Annotated in this window: 10 protein-coding genes and 1 tRNA gene; 7 read left to right on the top strand and 4 right to left on the bottom strand. The window is 69.2% G+C overall.

All coding sequences use genetic code 11. The features are described from left to right. Positions 1-335 precede the first annotated feature (335 nt). From IAI53_RS01290 to IAI53_RS01280, 3 genes are all read right to left on the bottom strand, one after another. Positions 336-411: transfer RNA gene (locus tag IAI53_RS01290), tRNA-Thr, on the bottom strand. A gap of 137 nt (positions 412-548) precedes the next feature. Next, on the bottom strand, positions 549-2,048 hold the full coding sequence (amaB, locus tag IAI53_RS01285) for an L-piperidine-6-carboxylate dehydrogenase (protein WP_187716362.1): 1,500 nt from the start codon (positions 2,046-2,048) through the stop codon (positions 549-551). 66 nt (positions 2,049-2,114) lie between these two features. Next, the gene (locus IAI53_RS01280) at positions 2,115-3,011 is read right to left on the bottom strand and encodes a LysR family transcriptional regulator (protein ID WP_187716361.1); all 897 of its coding nucleotides are present in this window, start codon (positions 3,009-3,011) and stop codon (positions 2,115-2,117) included. Between the two features lie 217 nt (positions 3,012-3,228). On the opposite strand from IAI53_RS01280, the gene aceB reads away from it, so the two are divergent. The 7 genes from aceB (at position 3,229) to IAI53_RS01245 (ending at position 11,889) form a co-directional block, all read left to right on the top strand. Continuing rightward, entirely contained in the window at positions 3,229-4,827 is a 1,599-nt protein-coding gene (gene aceB / locus IAI53_RS01275) for a malate synthase A (RefSeq protein ID WP_187716360.1), read from the top strand. 135 nt (positions 4,828-4,962) lie between these two features. Continuing rightward, complete coding sequence (locus tag IAI53_RS01270; protein WP_187716359.1) at positions 4,963-5,898, top strand: nucleoside recognition family protein; 936 nt, start codon at positions 4,963-4,965, stop codon at positions 5,896-5,898. A 72-nt stretch (positions 5,899-5,970) separates the two neighbouring features. After that, positions 5,971-6,906, top strand: coding sequence for a phosphoribosylaminoimidazolesuccinocarboxamide synthase (locus IAI53_RS01265; protein WP_187716358.1), 936 nt, complete (start codon positions 5,971-5,973; stop codon positions 6,904-6,906). A 188-nt stretch (positions 6,907-7,094) separates the two neighbouring features. Beyond that, complete coding sequence (locus IAI53_RS01260) at positions 7,095-8,366, top strand: MFS transporter (protein WP_187716357.1); 1,272 nt, start codon at positions 7,095-7,097, stop codon at positions 8,364-8,366. A gap of 121 nt (positions 8,367-8,487) precedes the next feature. Beyond that, a complete protein-coding gene (locus IAI53_RS01255) occupies positions 8,488-9,261 on the top strand; it encodes a DUF2189 domain-containing protein (protein WP_187716356.1) in 774 nt (257 codons plus the stop codon). Positions 9,262-9,358: 97 nt separating this feature from the next. Continuing rightward, on the top strand, positions 9,359-11,416 hold the full coding sequence (locus tag IAI53_RS01250) for a M3 family metallopeptidase (protein ID WP_187716355.1): 2,058 nt from the start codon (positions 9,359-9,361) through the stop codon (positions 11,414-11,416). Continuing rightward, positions 11,413-11,889, top strand: a complete 477-nt coding sequence (locus IAI53_RS01245) for a glutaredoxin family protein (RefSeq protein WP_187716354.1) — start codon at positions 11,413-11,415, stop codon at positions 11,887-11,889. The genes IAI53_RS01250 and IAI53_RS01245 overlap by 4 nt, the downstream gene beginning before the upstream one ends. A 161-nt stretch (positions 11,890-12,050) precedes the next feature. Here IAI53_RS01245 and amt read toward each other — a convergent pair whose 3' ends face one another. Next, positions 12,051-15,452, bottom strand: coding sequence for an ammonium transporter (gene amt / locus IAI53_RS01240; protein ID WP_187716353.1), 3,402 nt, complete (start codon positions 15,450-15,452; stop codon positions 12,051-12,053). Positions 15,453-15,590 lie beyond the last annotated feature (138 nt).

Here is a 15,590-nt window from a genome sequence, read left to right as displayed (position 1 = left end):
TGCCCGACCACAAGGGGATTTGTGCGACCAATACGCGCGCGCGAGGGAATGTACAGATCGTGTTCGCCTCGGCCCAGTCCAGCCCGACCGCGCGAGCCAGCCCGGAGGCTTCTCTTCAGGTGCGGCCAGCGAGACCGACAATACGCCCAGCACCGCCACACTGTCAGTGCCGAGAATGGACCCGTCCTCGTGACGGTTTTTTTTGTTTTTCCTGGGGTGGGACGGCCCCGCAGCAGCTGTGGCTACACCGTCCAATTTTGGCTACACCGTGGCTACACGAAGCCGAGAAGCAAAAAGGCCAGCCCCGGAGGACTGGCCTAAGTGCTTGAATTTACTGGTGCCGGCAAGAGGAGTCGAACCCCCGACCTTCGCATTACGAATGCGCTGCTCTACCAACTGAGCTATGCCGGCGAAGGCGTCGGACTATAGCGGATAGTCGGCAATTCTTCAATCGCCTCGGGTAGAAGCGGCCTTGGGCGCGATGCGGTCCTGCCATGAGCGGAGGCAGAAATCGCGGCCAAGGCCGCCCCTACAGATGCGGCGCCTCCTCAGTCGCCGAAGCGGATGCCCTGCGCCAGCGGCAGCTCGGTTGAGTAGTTGATGGTGTTGGTGGCGCGGCGCATGTAGGCCCGCCATGCGTCCGAGCCGGATTCGCGCCCGCCGCCGGTGTCCTTCTCGCCGCCGAAGGCGCCGCCGATCTCGGCGCCCGAGGTGCCGATGTTCACGTTGACAATGCCGCAGTCCGAGCCGGCCGCGGACAGGAAGCGCTCGGCCTCGCGCAGCTCATTGGTGAAGATCGCCGAGGACAGGCCCTGCGGCACCGCGTTGTGCAGCGCGATTGCCTGGTCCAGCTCGGTGTAGCCGAGCACGTAGAGGATGGGGGCGAAGGTCTCGCGGCACACGGTATCGGTCTGCGCCGGCATGTCCACCAGGGCGGGGCGCACGTACCAGGCATCCGGCCAGCGCTCGGCCAGCACCCGCTCGCCGCCGGACACCGAACCGCCCTCGCCTCGCGCCGCGGCCAGCGCAGCCTGCATCGCGTCGAACGCGTCGCGGCCGATCAGCGGCCCCATCAGCGTTTCCGGATCGAGCGGGTCGCCGATTCGCACGCTGTCGTAGGCCTTGCGCAGGCGGACGAGCAGCGTCTCGCGCAGCGAAGCGTGCACGATCAGCCGGCGCGCGCTGGTGCAGCGCTGGCCGGCGGTGCCGACAGCAGAAAACAGGATGGCGCGCACGGCCAGGTCGGGGTCCGCGCTGGGCGCGACCACGATGGCGTTGTTGCCGCCCAGTTCCAGCAAGGAGCGCCCCAGGCGCGCCGCCACCCGCGGCGCCAGCGCCCGCCCCATGGCGCACGAGCCGGTGGCCGAGAGCAGCGCGATGCGGCGGTCGTCGGCCAGGTTTTCGGCAGCCTCGCGCCCACCGATCACCACCTCCAGCAAGCCCTCGGGCACCTCGCCGAAACGCGCGCACGCACGCAGGAACAAGGCCCGGCAGGCAAGCGCGCAGAGCGGCGTCTTGTCGGAAGGCTTCCACACCAGGGCATCGCCACACACCAGCGCAAGTGCCGCATTCCACGCCCACACCGCGACCGGGAAGTTGAAGGCCGACACCACGCCGACCACGCCCAGCGGGTGCCAGGTCTCCATCATGCGGTGCCCGGGGCGCTCCGAGGCGATGGTCAGGCCGTGCAACTGACGCGACAGGCCCACGGCGAAGTCGCAGATGTCGATCATCTCCTGCACCTCGCCTTCGCCTTCCGCAAGGATCTTGCCGCTCTCCATGCTCACCAGGCGGCCGAGCACCGTCTTGTTGGCGCGCAACTCCTCGCCGAACAGGCGTACCAGTTCGCCCCGCCGCGGCGCGGGCATATCGCGCCAGCGCAGGAAGGCGGCTTGCGCACGGGCGAGCGCGGCGTCGATCCCCTGCGCCGAATGTGGTGCGAGGCGCGCCAGCACGCTGCCGTCGATCGGCGAGCGGACGGTGAGCGCGCCGGCTTGCAGATCGCCGGGCGCGAGCCCCAGGTCGGCGAGTACGGTATCGATATCCATGACAGGCATCCTCCCTGACCATAAGAGTGTAGTAGCCCGGTTGCCGGCTGCCGGGCACCGGGCGAGTCAAGCCCCCCAGTACTCCGCCCGCGCGTAGGTGTCGCGGAAATGATCCAGCAGCAGGCGCATGCGCAGGGCGAGGTGGCGGCGCTGCGGGAACACCGCGTAGATGCCCAGCGGCGCCGCCGCCCAGTCCTCCAGCACCTGCACCAGGCGGCCGCTGCGCAGGTCCTCGCCCACCTCCCACAAGGATCGCCAGGCCAGGCCCAGGCCGGCCAGGGTCCAGTCGCGCAGCACCGCGCCGTCGTTGCACTCCAGGTTGCCGGCCACGCGCAGCAGCATGGGGGCGCCGTCCTCACCGGTGAACTGCCAGCCGCGCTGTTGCGCCAGGCACAGGCAGTTGTGTGCCAGCAGGTCCTGCGGGGTCCGCGGGGTGCCGTGGCGCGCCAGATACTCGCGACTGGCGATCACCACCCGCCGGTTCTCTGCCAGACGCACCGACACCAGGCTGGAATCGGGCAGTTCGCCGATGCGGATCGCGCAGTCGAAGCCTTCATTGAGCAGATCGACCATGCGGTCCGACAGTTCCAGGGTGCAGCTCACCTCCGGGTTGTCCTGCAGGAAGCGCATCACCACCGGCGCCACGTGGCGCCGGCCGAAACCGGCCGGCGCGGTCAGGCGCAGATGCCCGCTGGGCTTGATGCCGCCCAGACTCACCGAAGCCTCGGCATTGGCCAGATCGTTGAGGATGCGCTGGCAGTCCTCGAGAAACGCACTACCCTCGAAGGTGAGCGTGATGCGCCGGGTGGTGCGCAGCAGGAGCTTCACCCCCAGGCGCGCCTCCAGGGCGTCGAGCCGGCGGCCGATCACCGCCGGGGTCACGCCGGCCTCGCGCGCCGCGGCCGAGAGCGAACCGCGGGTGGCCACGCTGACGAAGCTCTCGATCTGCTTGAGTTGATCCATTTTTTACTCAAAGTAAAAGATCAATTGATTAAGCCTTATCTTCTATTTTCTTTTGTGACGCAATAGACTCGGGTCCATCTTATGCCGGGTGGAGGAGACACCGCCCGCGGCACGCACGCACTCAGACGGGGCAACCCCGCGCGCGGCGGCCCGCCGGCCCCGGCGCTGCACCAGGACATCCACGATTCGCAAAAACCGCTTGTTTACAGGAGTTGTCATGAGCCTCGACCTGCCCCAGGGCATGCAGATCAATGCCCCCCTGCACCCCCGCTTCGACCAGATCCTCACCCGCGAGGCGCTGGAACTCGTGGCCAAGCTGCACCGCGCCTTCGAGCCGAGCCGTCAGGAACTGCTGGCCGCCCGCGTCGCCCGCCAGGCACGCATCGACGCCGGCGAGCTGCCCGACTTCCTGCCGGAGACCAAGTCGGTGCGCGAAGGCGACTGGAAGATCGCCCCGCTGCCCAAGGCCCTGGAATGCCGCCGCGTGGAGATCACCGGCCCGGTCGAGCGCAAGATGATCATCAACGCCTTCAACTCGGGCGCCGACTCCTACATGACCGACTTCGAGGATTCCAACAGCCCCAACTGGTACAACCAGATCCAGGGCCAGGTGAACCTCTATGACGCGATCCGCCGCCAGATCGACTTCGTCGCCGAGAACGGCAAGGAGTACAAGCTCGCCGACAAGATCGCCACCCTGCAGGTGCGCCCGCGCGGCTGGCACCTGGACGAGAAGCACGTGCTGGTCGACGGCCAGCGCGTCTCCGGCGGCATCTTCGACTTCGCGCTTTTCCTCTTCCACAACGCCAAGGAACAGATCGCCCGCGGCGCCGGCCCCTTCTTCTACCTGCCGAAGATGGAGAGCCACCTCGAAGCGCGCCTGTGGAACGACATCTTCGTGATGGCGCAGGACCACATCGGCCTGCCGCAGGGCACCATCAAGGCCACCGTGCTGGTCGAGACCATCCTCGCCACCTTCGAGATGGAAGAGATCCTGTACGAGCTGCGCAACCACTCCGCCGGTCTCAACGCGGGCCGCTGGGACTACATCTTCTCCTGCATCAAGAAGTTCAAGAAGAACAAGGACTTCTGCCTGGCCAACCGTGGCGCCATCACCATGGAAGTGCCCTTCATGCGCTCCTACGCGCTGGCCCTGGTGCAGGCCTGCCACAAGCGCGGCGCCCCGGCCATGGGCGGCATGAGCGCGCTGATCCCGATCAAGAACGACCCGGCCGCCAACGAGAAGGCGCTGGCCGGCATCCGCCACGACAAGACCCGCGACGCCAACGACGGCTACGACGGCGGCTGGGTGGCCCACCCGGGCCTGGTGTCGATCGCCATGGAAGAGTTCGTCAAGGTGCTGGGCAACCGCCCCAACCAGTGGGACAAGCAGGTGTCCGACAGCTTCGGCCCGAAGGACTGGATGAACTTCCAGCCCGAGCAGCCGATCACCGAAGTGGGCGTGCGCAACAACATCAACGTCGGCATCCACTACCTCGGCTCCTGGCTGGCCGGCAACGGCTGCGTGCCCATCCACAACCTGATGGAAGACGCCGCCACCGCGGAGATCTCGCGCTCGCAGATATGGCAGTGGGTGGTGAGCCCGAAGGGCAAGCTCGACGACGGCCGCAAGGTCACCGCCGACATGGTGCGCGCGCTGATCCCCGAGGAACTCGCCAAGGTCAAGGCCACCGTCGCCGCCCAGGGCGAGGACACCGCCACCTACGACCAGGCGGCGAAGATCTTCGAGGAGATGTCGCTCTCCGAGGACTTCCCCGAGTTCCTCACCCTGCCGCTGTACGAGGCGATGGACTGAACACCGCCCGGGCTGCAACCGCAACGGCGCCTCCGGGCGCCGTTGTTGTTTTTGTCGCAACGCAGCAAACACGCCCGTCATCCGCTACCATCCGGACGCCTGCCCTCCAATGCTCGCCCCGAGTTCCCCCCGACCATGGATCTGATCACCGACATCGTCCTGCGCGCCGGCCGCTCCGCGGTCGAACTCGCGCTCTTCGTGCTGCTGCCCATCATGGTGGTCATGCTGTCGCTGATGCGCCTGCTCGAAGCGCGCGGGGTGATCGACTGGGTGGTGCAGCGCGCCACGCCGCTGCTGCGCCCGGCGGGCCTCACCGGCCTGGGCGCCTTCGCCGCGCTGCAGATCAACTTCGTCAGCTTCGCCGCCCCGGTGGCCACGCTGACCATGATGGAAGGCCGCGGCGCCTCCGACCGCCACCTGGCGGCCACGCTGGCCATGGTGATGGCCATGGCGCAGGCCAACGTCACCTTCCCGATGGCGGCCATGGGGCTGGACTTCGCGCTCACCCTGGCGCTCTCGTTCGCCGGCGGCCTGCTCGCCGCGGCGGCCACCTGGCATCTGTTCGGGCGCGGACTGTCCGCGGTCGAAGGGCCGGTGGACGAGACCCTGCACCACCGCACCGCCGAGGACGCCAAGGGCGTGCTCGACGTGATCAACCGCGCCGGCGCGGAAGCCTTCAAGATCGCCGTGGGCGCCATCCCCATGCTGGTGCTGGCCCTGGTGGCGGTGATGACCTTGCGCGCCACCGGGGCGATCGACGCCCTGACCGCGCTGCTGACCCCGCTGCTCGCCCTGCTGGCCATCGACCCCGCGCTGATCCTGCCGACGCTGACCAAGTACATCGCCGGCGGCACCGCGATGATGGGGGTGATGGACGAGATGCTGCGCGAAGGCAGCGCCAGCGCCGAGGTGCTCAACGCCAGCGCCGGCTTCCTGATCCACCCGCTGGACGTGGCCGGGGTGGCGGTGCTGATCTCCGCCGGGCGGCGGGTGGCCGGCGTGCTGCGCCCGGCGCTGGCCGGCGCCGCGGTGGGCATCGCGCTGCGCACGCTCGGCCACGCGCTGATGTGAGCGGATCTGCCATCCCTGCCGCGCCGCTTCCGCACCTATAATTCCGCTTTTACCTCGACCGGTACCGTCACCGTGAGCACTCCCCTTTTCGAATCCTCCATCAAGAGCCTGCCGCTGCTCGGCCGCGGCAAGGTGCGCGACATCTACGCGGTCGATGCCGACAAGCTGCTGATCGTCACCAGCGACCGGCTGTCCGCCTTCGACGTGATCCTGCCGGACCCGATTCCGGACAAGGGCCGGGTGCTCTCCGCGCTGGCCAACTTCTGGTTCGACCGCCTCGGCCACATCGTCCCCAACCAGCTCACCGGCATCGACCCGGAAACCGTGGTGGCCGCCGACGAGCGCGATCAGGTGCGCGGCCGCGCGCTGGTGGTCAAGCGCCTGAAGCCGCTGCCCATCGAGGCGGTGGTGCGCGGCTACGTGATCGGCTCGGGCTGGAAGGACTACCAGGCCACCGGCGCAATCTGCGGCATCGCCCTGCCGGCGGGCCTCAAGCAGGCCGCCAAGCTGCCGGCGCCGATTTTCACCCCGGCCACCAAGGCGGAAGTGGGCGACCACGACGAGAACGTCTCCTTCGCGGTCGCCCAGGCCAACTGCGAGGCCACGCTGGCCGAGGCGCTCGCCGGCACCGGCAAGACCGGCGCCGGGCTGGCCGAAGAAGCCCGCGACGCGGCCATCGCGCTGTACTCCGAGGCAGCCGAATACGCCGCCGGGCGCGGCATCATCATCGCCGACACCAAGTTCGAGTTCGGCGTGGATGCGGCCGGCACCCTGCATCTGATCGACGAGGCGCTCACCCCCGACTCCTCGCGCTTCTGGCCGGCCGACAGCTACCGCGAGGGCATCAGCCCGCCGTCCTTCGACAAGCAGTACGTGCGCGACTACCTGGAGACCCTGGACTGGGACAAGAAGGCGCCCGGCCCACGCCTGCCGGCGGAGGTCATCGAGCACACCGCGGCCAAGTACCGCGAGGCCTACGAGCGCCTCACCGGTAACCTGCTGGGCTGAGAAGCGCGGGGGACACCCCCCACAGATATGTAGGAGCGGCCTTGGCCGCGATCAGGCCGTGGCCAACACCACTGCCGTGATCGCGGCCAAGGCCGCTCCTACGGACGCCCCAGGGTCGACGCAGGACAGCCCTGCACACAAAAGCACAACAGCCCGACACGAGCGGGCGCAGCTCAGGAGACAGCCCCATGCAGGTTCCCGCCACCGGACGCGGGCTGGCGATGGCCGTGGTCATCGCCGCCTACGTCATGTCCTTCTTCCACCGTTTCGCCCCCGCCGGCATCGCGCAAGACCTGGCGCTGGCCTTCCAGACCAGTGCGGCCTCGCTGGGCGTGCTGGCGGCAACCTACTTTTATGTGTACACCATCATGCAGGTGCCTACCGGCATCCTGGTGGACACCCTCGGGCCGCGCCGCATCCTGCTGATCGGTGGCCTGATCGCCTCCGGCGGCAGCCTGCTGTTCGGCCTCGCGCCGGACCTAGACGTGGCCCTGGTGGGCCGCACCCTGATCGGGCTGGGCGTGTCGGTGGTGTTCATCGCCATGCTGAAGCTGATCGCGGTGTGGTTCGACGAGCGGCGCTTCGCCACGATGGTGGGCGTGGCCATGCTGCTCGGCAACCTCGGCTCGATGCTGGCCGGCACCCCGCTGGCCTCGCTCGCGCAAGTCACCTCCTGGCGCGGGGTGTTCTTTGCCGCCGCGGTGATCTCCGCCCTGCTGGCGGTCGCCTGCTGGGTGTTCATCAAGGACGGGCGCAGCGCCGAAGCGCCGCGTCCGCGCTTCGACCGCACGGTGGTGCTGAACGGCCTGCTCGGCGTGCTGAAGAACCGCGCCACCTGGCCCGCGGTGTGGGTGAACTTCGGCCTGGCCGGCAGCTTCTTCGCCTTCGCCGGCCTGTGGGCCACGCCCTACCTGGTGCAGGTGCACGGCCTCACCCGGGTGGAGGCGGCCAGCCACCTGTCGCTGTTCTTCGCCGGCTTCGCCATCGGCTGCCTGGCCATCGGCACGCTGTCCGACCGCATCGGCCGCCGCAAGCCGGTGCTGATCGCCGCCAGCCTGGCCTACTGCCTGCTGTGGCTGGTGTGGCTCTCCGCGCTGCGCATGCCGGTCGGGCTGTCCTATGCGCTGTTCGCGCTGATGGGTTTCACCACCTCCAGTTTCTCGCTGACCTGGGCCTGCGCCAAGGAGGTGAACCCGCCCCAGCTCTCGGGCATGAGCACCAGCGTCACCAACATGGGCGGCTTCCTCGCCGGCGCATTGCTGCAGCCGGCGGTGGGCCTGGTGATGGATCTGAACTGGGACGGCACGATGGTCGACGGGGTGCGCATCTACTCGGTCGATACCTTCCGCCTGGGGATCGGCCTGCTGTTCGGCGCCGGGCTGTTCGGTGCGCTGTGGAGCTTCCGCGTGCGCGAGACCGGCTGCCGCAACGTGTGGCAGGAGGTCCGGCCGGCGGGCTGACGCCGACGCATCCCGTTTGCGAACTCCCTCCGCCGGCGCCGATCAAATGCAGCACGGGGCCGGCTGCGAGCCCATGCACGGGCGCCGCCCCATCCCGTCAGAGAGAACGATGGAGGCTGCCATGGACCACTCCTACCACCCGCTGGACCACCATTTCCAACTGCCGCACGTCCACCACGTGGACGCCGGACGTCCGCTGCAATGGCTGCGCATGGGCTGGGACGACCTGCGCGCCAACCCGCTCGCCAGCCTGACCCACGGCGCGATCCTTGCGGTCATCGGCTACCTGATCCTCGCCTACGCGGCGAACATGCCCTATCTGTTCACCGCGGCGATCTCGGGTTTCCTGCTGATCGGCCCGCTGGCCGCCGCCGGGCTGTACGAGATCTCGCACCGGCGCGAGGCCGGAGAGCGCATCGGCTGGGCCGAATCGATGCGCGGGCTGGGCCGCCACCGCGAAAGCCTGTTCTACTGCGGCATCATGCTCGCCTTCATGCTGATCGCCTGGGAGCGGGTCTCGGCCATCCTGTTCGCGCTGCTGTACACCGGCAACGTGCCGGAGGTGTCGAACCTGATGCGCGACGTGTTCCTCAACGGCGAGCAACTGCAGTTCACCGTCACCTGGCTGGCTGCCGGCGGGGTGATGGCCGCACTGGTGTTCTCCCTGATGGTGATCGCCATCCCGATGCTGATGGCGCGCGACACCGACATCGCCACCGCGATGATGACCAGCCTGCGCGCGGTCAGCGGCAGCCCGGCCGCGATGGCGCTGTGGGCGGCGATCATCGTGCTCGCCATGGCCATCGGCTTCGCCACCATGATGATCGGCATGGTCGTGCTGCTGCCGCTGCTCGGCCACGCCACCTGGCACGCCTACCGCGAGCTGATCGATTGAGCGGCTCCATCGCGGTGATAGGGGGCGCCCGCGGGCGCCCCCGCTGCTTTTTCGGCACAATAGCGACCGATACACACCCCGACGGAATACCCCAGCCATGAGCAATCCGCTGCTGCACCTGCAAGCCCTGCCCGATTTCGACGCCATTCGCCCGGAACATGTCGCCCCCGCGATCCGCGAGCTGATCGAGGAGAACCGCGCGCTGATCGCCCGGCTCACCGCCGAGCCGGGCACGCCCGAGTGGGACGGCTTCGTGGTGCCGCTCACCGAGGCGGGCGAGCGGCTCGGCCGCGCCTGGGGCGTGGTCGGCCACCTGCACAGCGTCAAGGACGTGCCCGAATGGCGCGAGGCCTACAACGGCATGCTGCCCGAGGTCTCCCGCTTCTACGCCGAGGTGGGGCAGAACCTGGCGCTGTTCGACAAGTACAAGGCGCTGGCCGAAGGCCCCGCCTTTGCGGACCTGTCGCCGGTGCGCCGGCGCATCGTCGAGCACGAACTGCGCGACTTCCGTCTCTCCGGCGCGGAACTGCCGGATGAACTCAAGCCGCGCTTCCAGGCCATCCAGGAAGAGCAGTCGCAACTGGCGGCGAAGTTCTCCGAGAACCTGCTGGATGCCACCAACGCGCACGCCGAGTACGTGCGCGACGAAACCGGCGTGGCCGGCATCCCGGCCGACGCGCTGGAGGCCGCGCGCGCCGCCGCCGAGCGCGACGGTCAGGCCGGCTGGAAGTTCACCCTGCAGATGCCCTCCTACCTGCCGGTGCTGCAGTACGCCGACGACCGCGGCCTGCGCGAGCGCATGTACCGCGCCTACGCCACCCGCGCCTCGGAGGCCGGCAAGCCGGAATGGGACAATGGCCCGCTGATCGGGCGCATCCTCGCGCTGCGCGACGAGGAAGCGCGCATGCTGGGCTACCGCAACTTCGCCGAAATCTCGCTGGTGCCGAAGATGGCCGACAACCCGGCCGAGGTGCTCGCCTTCCTGCGCGAGCTGGCCGCCAAGGCCAAGCCCTTCGCCGAACGCGACCTGGCGGAACTGCAGGCCTTCGCGCGCGAGGAACTGGGCCTGCCCGAGCTGCAGCCCTGGGACATCGCCTGGGCCTCTGAAAAGCTGCGCGTGAAGCGCTACGACTACTCCGACCAGGAAGTGAAGCAGTACTTCCCCGAGCCCAAGGTGCTCGACGGCCTGTTCGGTGTGGTGCGCACCCTGTACGGCGTGGACATCCTGCCGGACGAAGCGCCGCGCTGGGACCCGGACACCCGCTTCTTCCGCATCGAGCGCGACGGCGAGACCATCGGCCACTTCTACCTCGACCTGCACGCCCGCGACACCAAGCGCGGCGGCGCCTGGATGGACTCGGCGCGCAGCCGCTACCGCGGCCCGGCCGGGGTCTCCACCCCGGTGGCCTATCTGGTGTGCAACTTCCCCGGCCCGGTGAACGGCAAACCGGCCACCTTCACCCACGACGACGTGCTCACCCTGTTCCACGAAGCCGGCCATGGCCTGCACCACCTGCTCACCCGGGTGGATGAGCTGGCGGTCTCCGGCATCCACGGCGTGGAGTGGGACGCGGTGGAACTGCCCAGCCAGTTCATGGAGAACTTCTGCTGGGAATGGGACGTGCTCAGCGCGATGACCGCCCACGTGGACACCGGCGAGCCGCTGCCACGTGCGCTGTACGACAAGATGATCGCCGCCAAGAACTTCCAGAGCGGCATGCAGACCGTGCGCCAGCTCGAGTTCGCCATGTTCGACCTGCGCCTGCACAGCGAGGTGGACGCCACCACCGGCCCGGTGCCGGTGGATGTCGTGCTGCGCCTGCTCGACGAGGTGCGCCGCGAAGTGGCGGTGATCATCCCGCCGGCATGGCACCGCTTCCCGCACAGCTTCTCGCACATCTTCTCGGGCGGCTATGCCGCGGGCTACTACAGTTACAAGTGGGCCGAGGTGCTCTCCGCGGACGCCTTCGAGGCCTTCGAGGAAGCCGGCGCGGGACGCGGCAGCCTGCTCGACCGCGAAACCGGCGAGCGCTTCTGGCGCGAGATCCTCGCGGTGGGCGGCAGCCGCCCGGCACTGGAGTCCTTCAAGGCCTTCCGCGGCCGCGAGCCGCGGGTGGACGCCCTGCTGCGCCACAACGGAATGGTGACCACATGACCCCACGCATCCTGCTTGCCGCCGCCCTGCTCGCCGCCACCCCCGCGCTGCTCGCCCAGACCACCTACCGCTGGGTGGACGAGCGCGGCGTGGTGCACTATTCCGACCAGCCGCCGCCGCAACACATCCGCGAACTGGATCAGCGCAGCTTCGTGCCGGGACGCGCCGACCCCTCACTGCCCTACACGGTGCGCAAGGCGATGGCGGACTTCCCGGTGACCCTGTTCACTTCCGAACAGTGCGGCGAGCCCTGCGCCCGCGCCAGGACCTGGCTCAACGAGCGCGGCGTGCCCTTCAACGAACGCCCGATGAAGGACGACAACGACCTCGCCGCCTACCGCCAGGCCTTCGAGCAGCCCGAGGAAGTGCCCGCCCTGCTGGTCGGGCGGCAGCCTTTCAAGGGCTTCCAGGCGGCCGGCTGGCAGCGCCTGATCGACGACGCCGGCTACCCGCCCCCGCTGTCGGCGCGCTGAAGCGCCCGCCTGCTCAAAGTCGGCGAAAGCGCATGTAGGAGCGGCCTTGGCCGCGATACGGAAGCTGCCAAAACGCACGTGCGGCGATCGCGGCCAAGACCGCTCCTACACGCGTCCGGGGCGCTGCTCGCCATCGAAACGCGGCGGCGCTTCCGGCGCGCTCAGCGCGGCATCACCCGCACCGCGCCGAAGTCGGTGAGCGGCCGCGGAATGCCGGTGTGGTAGCCCTGCGCGTAATCCACGCCGATCTCGCGCAACACCTGCAGGATGGCCTCGTTCTCCACGAATTCGGCCACCGTCTCCAGCCGCATGGTGTGGCCGATGGTGTTGATCGCCTCGACCATTGCCCGGCTGGTGGGATCGCGGGCGATGTCGCGGATGAAGCTGCCGTCTATCTTGAGGTAGTCCACCGGCAGGGTCTTGAGATAGGCGAAGGACGACAGCCCGCTGCCGAAGTCGTCCAGCGCGAAGCTGCAGCCCAGCGCCTTGACCTCGCCGATGAAGCCCACCACCCGTGACAGGTTGGCCACCGCCGAGCTCTCGGTGATCTCAAGGCAGAGCGTGCCCGGCGGCAGCGCCGCTTGCGCGAGCCCGCTGCGGATCTCGTCGAGCAGGCGCTCGTCGTTGAGCGAGGTGCCGGACAGGTTCACGCACCAGGTGCCGTCCACCCGGCCGAGCTTGCGACAGGTGTCGCCCACCCAGGCCAGCACGTTGCGGAACACCCAGCGGTCGATCTGCGGCATCAGGTTGTAGCGCTCGGCCGCCGGGATGAAGCTGCCCGGGCCGATCAGCCGTCCCTCCTCCTCCAGGCGCACCAGGATCTCGTAATGCACCGTCCCGCCGACCGCCAGCGGCACCAGCGGCTGGACGAAGAGGCGCAGGCGGTCCTCGTCCAGCGCGCGGTTCAGGCGGGCCACCCACTGCATCTGCCCATGGCGCTCGAGCAGGCGGTCGTCGTCCTGGCGGTACACATTCACCCGGTTGCGTCCGGCCTCCTTGGCCGCGTAACAGGCCGCGTCCGCCGCCGACAGCAGGCGTGCGAGGTCGCGGTCGGTCGGCGCCACCGGCACCAGGCCGATGCTCACCCCGATCGAGAAGCTCTTGCCCTCCCAGGCGAAGCGGAAGGCGCGGATGGTCTCGCGCATGCCGTCGGCCATTTCCTCGGCCTTGTCCACCGGGCAGTCGTGGAAGATCACCCCGAACTCGTCGCCGCCGAGGCGGGCGAGCAGGTCGGACTTGCGCAGGTGCTCGCGCAACAGGGCGGTGACCTGGCGCAGCAACTCGTCGCCGGCGACATGCCCGCAGGTGTCATTCACCACCTTGAACTGGTCGAGGTCGAGATAGCACAGCACGTGGGCGGCGTCGGCGGTGCGCGACTGCTCGAGCAGGTCGCCCAGGCGGCGCTCGAACTCGCGCCGGTTGGGAATGCCGGTGAGCGCGTCGTGGCTCGCCTGGTGCGTGAGTTCGCGGGTGAGCTGCAGGGTCAGGGTCACGTCGTGGAACACCAGCACCACGCCGATCAGGTAGCCGGCACGGCTGCGGATCGGCGCCGCGGTGTCCTGCACCGGCACCGCGTCGCCATCACGGCGCAGCAACAGGCCGTGGTCGTGGCAGCGCGTCTCGCGGCCGCTGGCGAGCACCGCGCGCACCGGGTTGTCGAGCGGCTCCCCGCTGGCCTCGTCGACCAGGCGGTAGAGCGTGGCGATGTTGCGCCCCACCGCCTCCTCCTGGCTCCAGCCGGTCAGGCGCTCGGCCATCGGGTTGAGGTACTTCACCGTGCCGCGCTCGTCGGTGGTGATCACCCCGTCGCCGATCGACGCCAGCGTGACCTGGGCGAGATCGCGCTCGCGCTGGATCTGCTCCTCCATCTGCCGGCGTTCGGTGACGTCGCGCACCAGCCCGGTGAGCAGCGACTCGCCGCCATGCTCGCTCTCGCTCACCGACACCTCCAGCACGCGCGGCTCTGCGCCGCGCCGGCGCAGGCGCAGCTCGGTCTTGTCGCCCGGGGTGAGCAGGCCGACCAGATGCACCGGCGCCACCGCCGGCGCCTCGCCCATCAGCCGCACGATGGGCTGGCCGACCACCTCGGCCGCGGGCACGTCGAACAGCTTTTCGGCACCCGGGTTGAGGCTGCGCAGCAGCCCCTCGCGGGTGAAGGTGATGATGCCGTCGCGCACGTCGCGGATGATCGCGCGGGTCTGCCCCACCGCGCGCTCCAGCGCATCCATCATGCGGTTGTAGGCTGCGGCGATCTGGCCGACCTCGGTGAACGGCTCCACCGGCACGCGCACCGAGAGCTGGCCGGTCTTCTCCTGCACTTCCATGACTTGCAGCAGTTCGATCAGCTCGGTGCGCGCGCCATGCTCGGAGACATTGAGGCCGCTCAGCTCGTGGTCCGGCGGCACGCGCAGCGGCAGCACGCGGTCGAGGCGGCGCAGCACCAGCCAGGCGATGCCGAAGGACCACGCCCCACAGGCGCCCACGCCGAGCAGCTGCACGCCCAACTGCGCCAGGCGGCCGTGGCCGGTGCCCAGTGCCTGCAGGTCGCCGAACAAGGCCACCGCCAGCGTGCCCCAGATGCCTGCGCACAGGTGGGCGGGAATGGCCCCGACCGCGTCGTCGATGCGCCGGCGCAGCAACCATTCCTGGCTGGCCACCATGACCGCCGCCCCCAGCGCGCCAATCAGCACGGCGGCCGCGGCGCTCACCGCGTGGGCGCCGGCGGTGATCGCCACCAGGCCGGCGATCGCGCCGTTGAGCGTATGGACCACGTCCGCATAGCCGCGCAGTGCCCAGCCCAGCGCCAGCGCCGTCAACACCCCCGCCACCGCGCCGAGCACAGTGTTGCCGAGGATGCCCGGCACCCGCGCATCCAGCGCCAGCGTACTGCCGCCGTTGAAGCCGAACCAGCCGAAGAACAGCAGCAGCACGCCCAGCATCGCGAGCGGCAGGTTGCCGCCGGAGATCGGCTGCACGCGGTCCTGCGCATCGAAGCGTCCGCTGCGCGGACCGATGATCAGCACCGCTGCGAGCGCCACCCAGCCACCCACCGAATGCACCACCGTGGAACCGGCGAAATCGACGAAGCCGAGTTCCGCCAGCCAGCCGCCCCCGGCTTCGCCATCGCCCAGCGCACCGCCCCAGGCCCAGTGGCCGAACACCGGGTAGATGAGCGCGGCGATCAGCGCCGCCACCGCGAGGTAGGCGGAGAAGCGCATGCGTTCGGCCACCGCGCCGGAGACGATGGTGGCCGCGGTGGAGCAGAACATCGCCTGGAAGAGGAAGAAGGTCGCAAGGCCGGGCTCGCTGCCCAGCCCGACCGGCACCATGAAGTGGCTGGTGCCGAACACGCCGCCGGCGCTCAGCCCGAACATCAGCGCGAAGCCGAAGCCCCAGTACAGGGCCACCGCGACCGCGAAGTCGACCACGTTCTTGATCGCCACGTTGATCGCGTTCTTGCTGCGCGTGAGCCCAGACTCGAGGCACAGGAAGCCGGCCTGCATGAGGAATACCAGCCCGGCACAGAACACCACCCACAAGATGTCGATCGCGCTCGCACCCATCGGACGCCTTTCGGTTCGGGTTCAGCCCCGCAATCACCATCCCGGCGCACGGCCGCGCCGCCTGGCACCGCATTGGTGCAGCGCGGGCCGAGGACTCTGGCGAAAAGGGGCAACGCATGCTGCATCGCAAGAAGAGTG

It is taken from the genome of Thauera sedimentorum (genome assembly GCF_014489115.1).
Taxonomy (GTDB): Bacteria; Pseudomonadota; Gammaproteobacteria; order Burkholderiales; family Rhodocyclaceae; genus Pseudothauera; species Pseudothauera sedimentorum.
The sequence above is the reverse complement of the archived record's forward strand: the minus strand, read 5'-3'. Positions and strand labels throughout refer to the sequence as shown.

What these genes read in the sequence shown, in the direction of transcription:
- IAI53_RS01270 (WP_187716359.1), top strand. Translation starts at nt 4,963, where the DNA reads ATGGATCTGATCACCGACATCGTCCTGCGCGCCGGCCGCTCCGCGGTC.
- IAI53_RS01250 (WP_187716355.1), top strand. Translation starts at nt 9,359, where the DNA reads ATGAGCAATCCGCTGCTGCACCTGCAAGCCCTGCCCGATTTCGACGCC.
- IAI53_RS01260 (WP_187716357.1), top strand. Translation starts at nt 7,095, where the DNA reads ATGCAGGTTCCCGCCACCGGACGCGGGCTGGCGATGGCCGTGGTCATC.
- aceB (WP_187716360.1), top strand. Translation starts at nt 3,229, where the DNA reads ATGAGCCTCGACCTGCCCCAGGGCATGCAGATCAATGCCCCCCTGCAC.
- amaB (WP_187716362.1), bottom strand. Translation starts at nt 2,048, where the DNA reads ATGGATATCGATACCGTACTCGCCGACCTGGGGCTCGCGCCCGGCGAT.
- IAI53_RS01280 (WP_187716361.1), bottom strand. Translation starts at nt 3,011, where the DNA reads ATGGATCAACTCAAGCAGATCGAGAGCTTCGTCAGCGTGGCCACCCGC.
- IAI53_RS01255 (WP_187716356.1), top strand. Translation starts at nt 8,488, where the DNA reads ATGGACCACTCCTACCACCCGCTGGACCACCATTTCCAACTGCCGCAC.
- amt (WP_187716353.1), bottom strand. Translation starts at nt 15,452, where the DNA reads ATGGGTGCGAGCGCGATCGACATCTTGTGGGTGGTGTTCTGTGCCGGG.
- IAI53_RS01245 (WP_187716354.1), top strand. Translation starts at nt 11,413, where the DNA reads ATGACCCCACGCATCCTGCTTGCCGCCGCCCTGCTCGCCGCCACCCCC.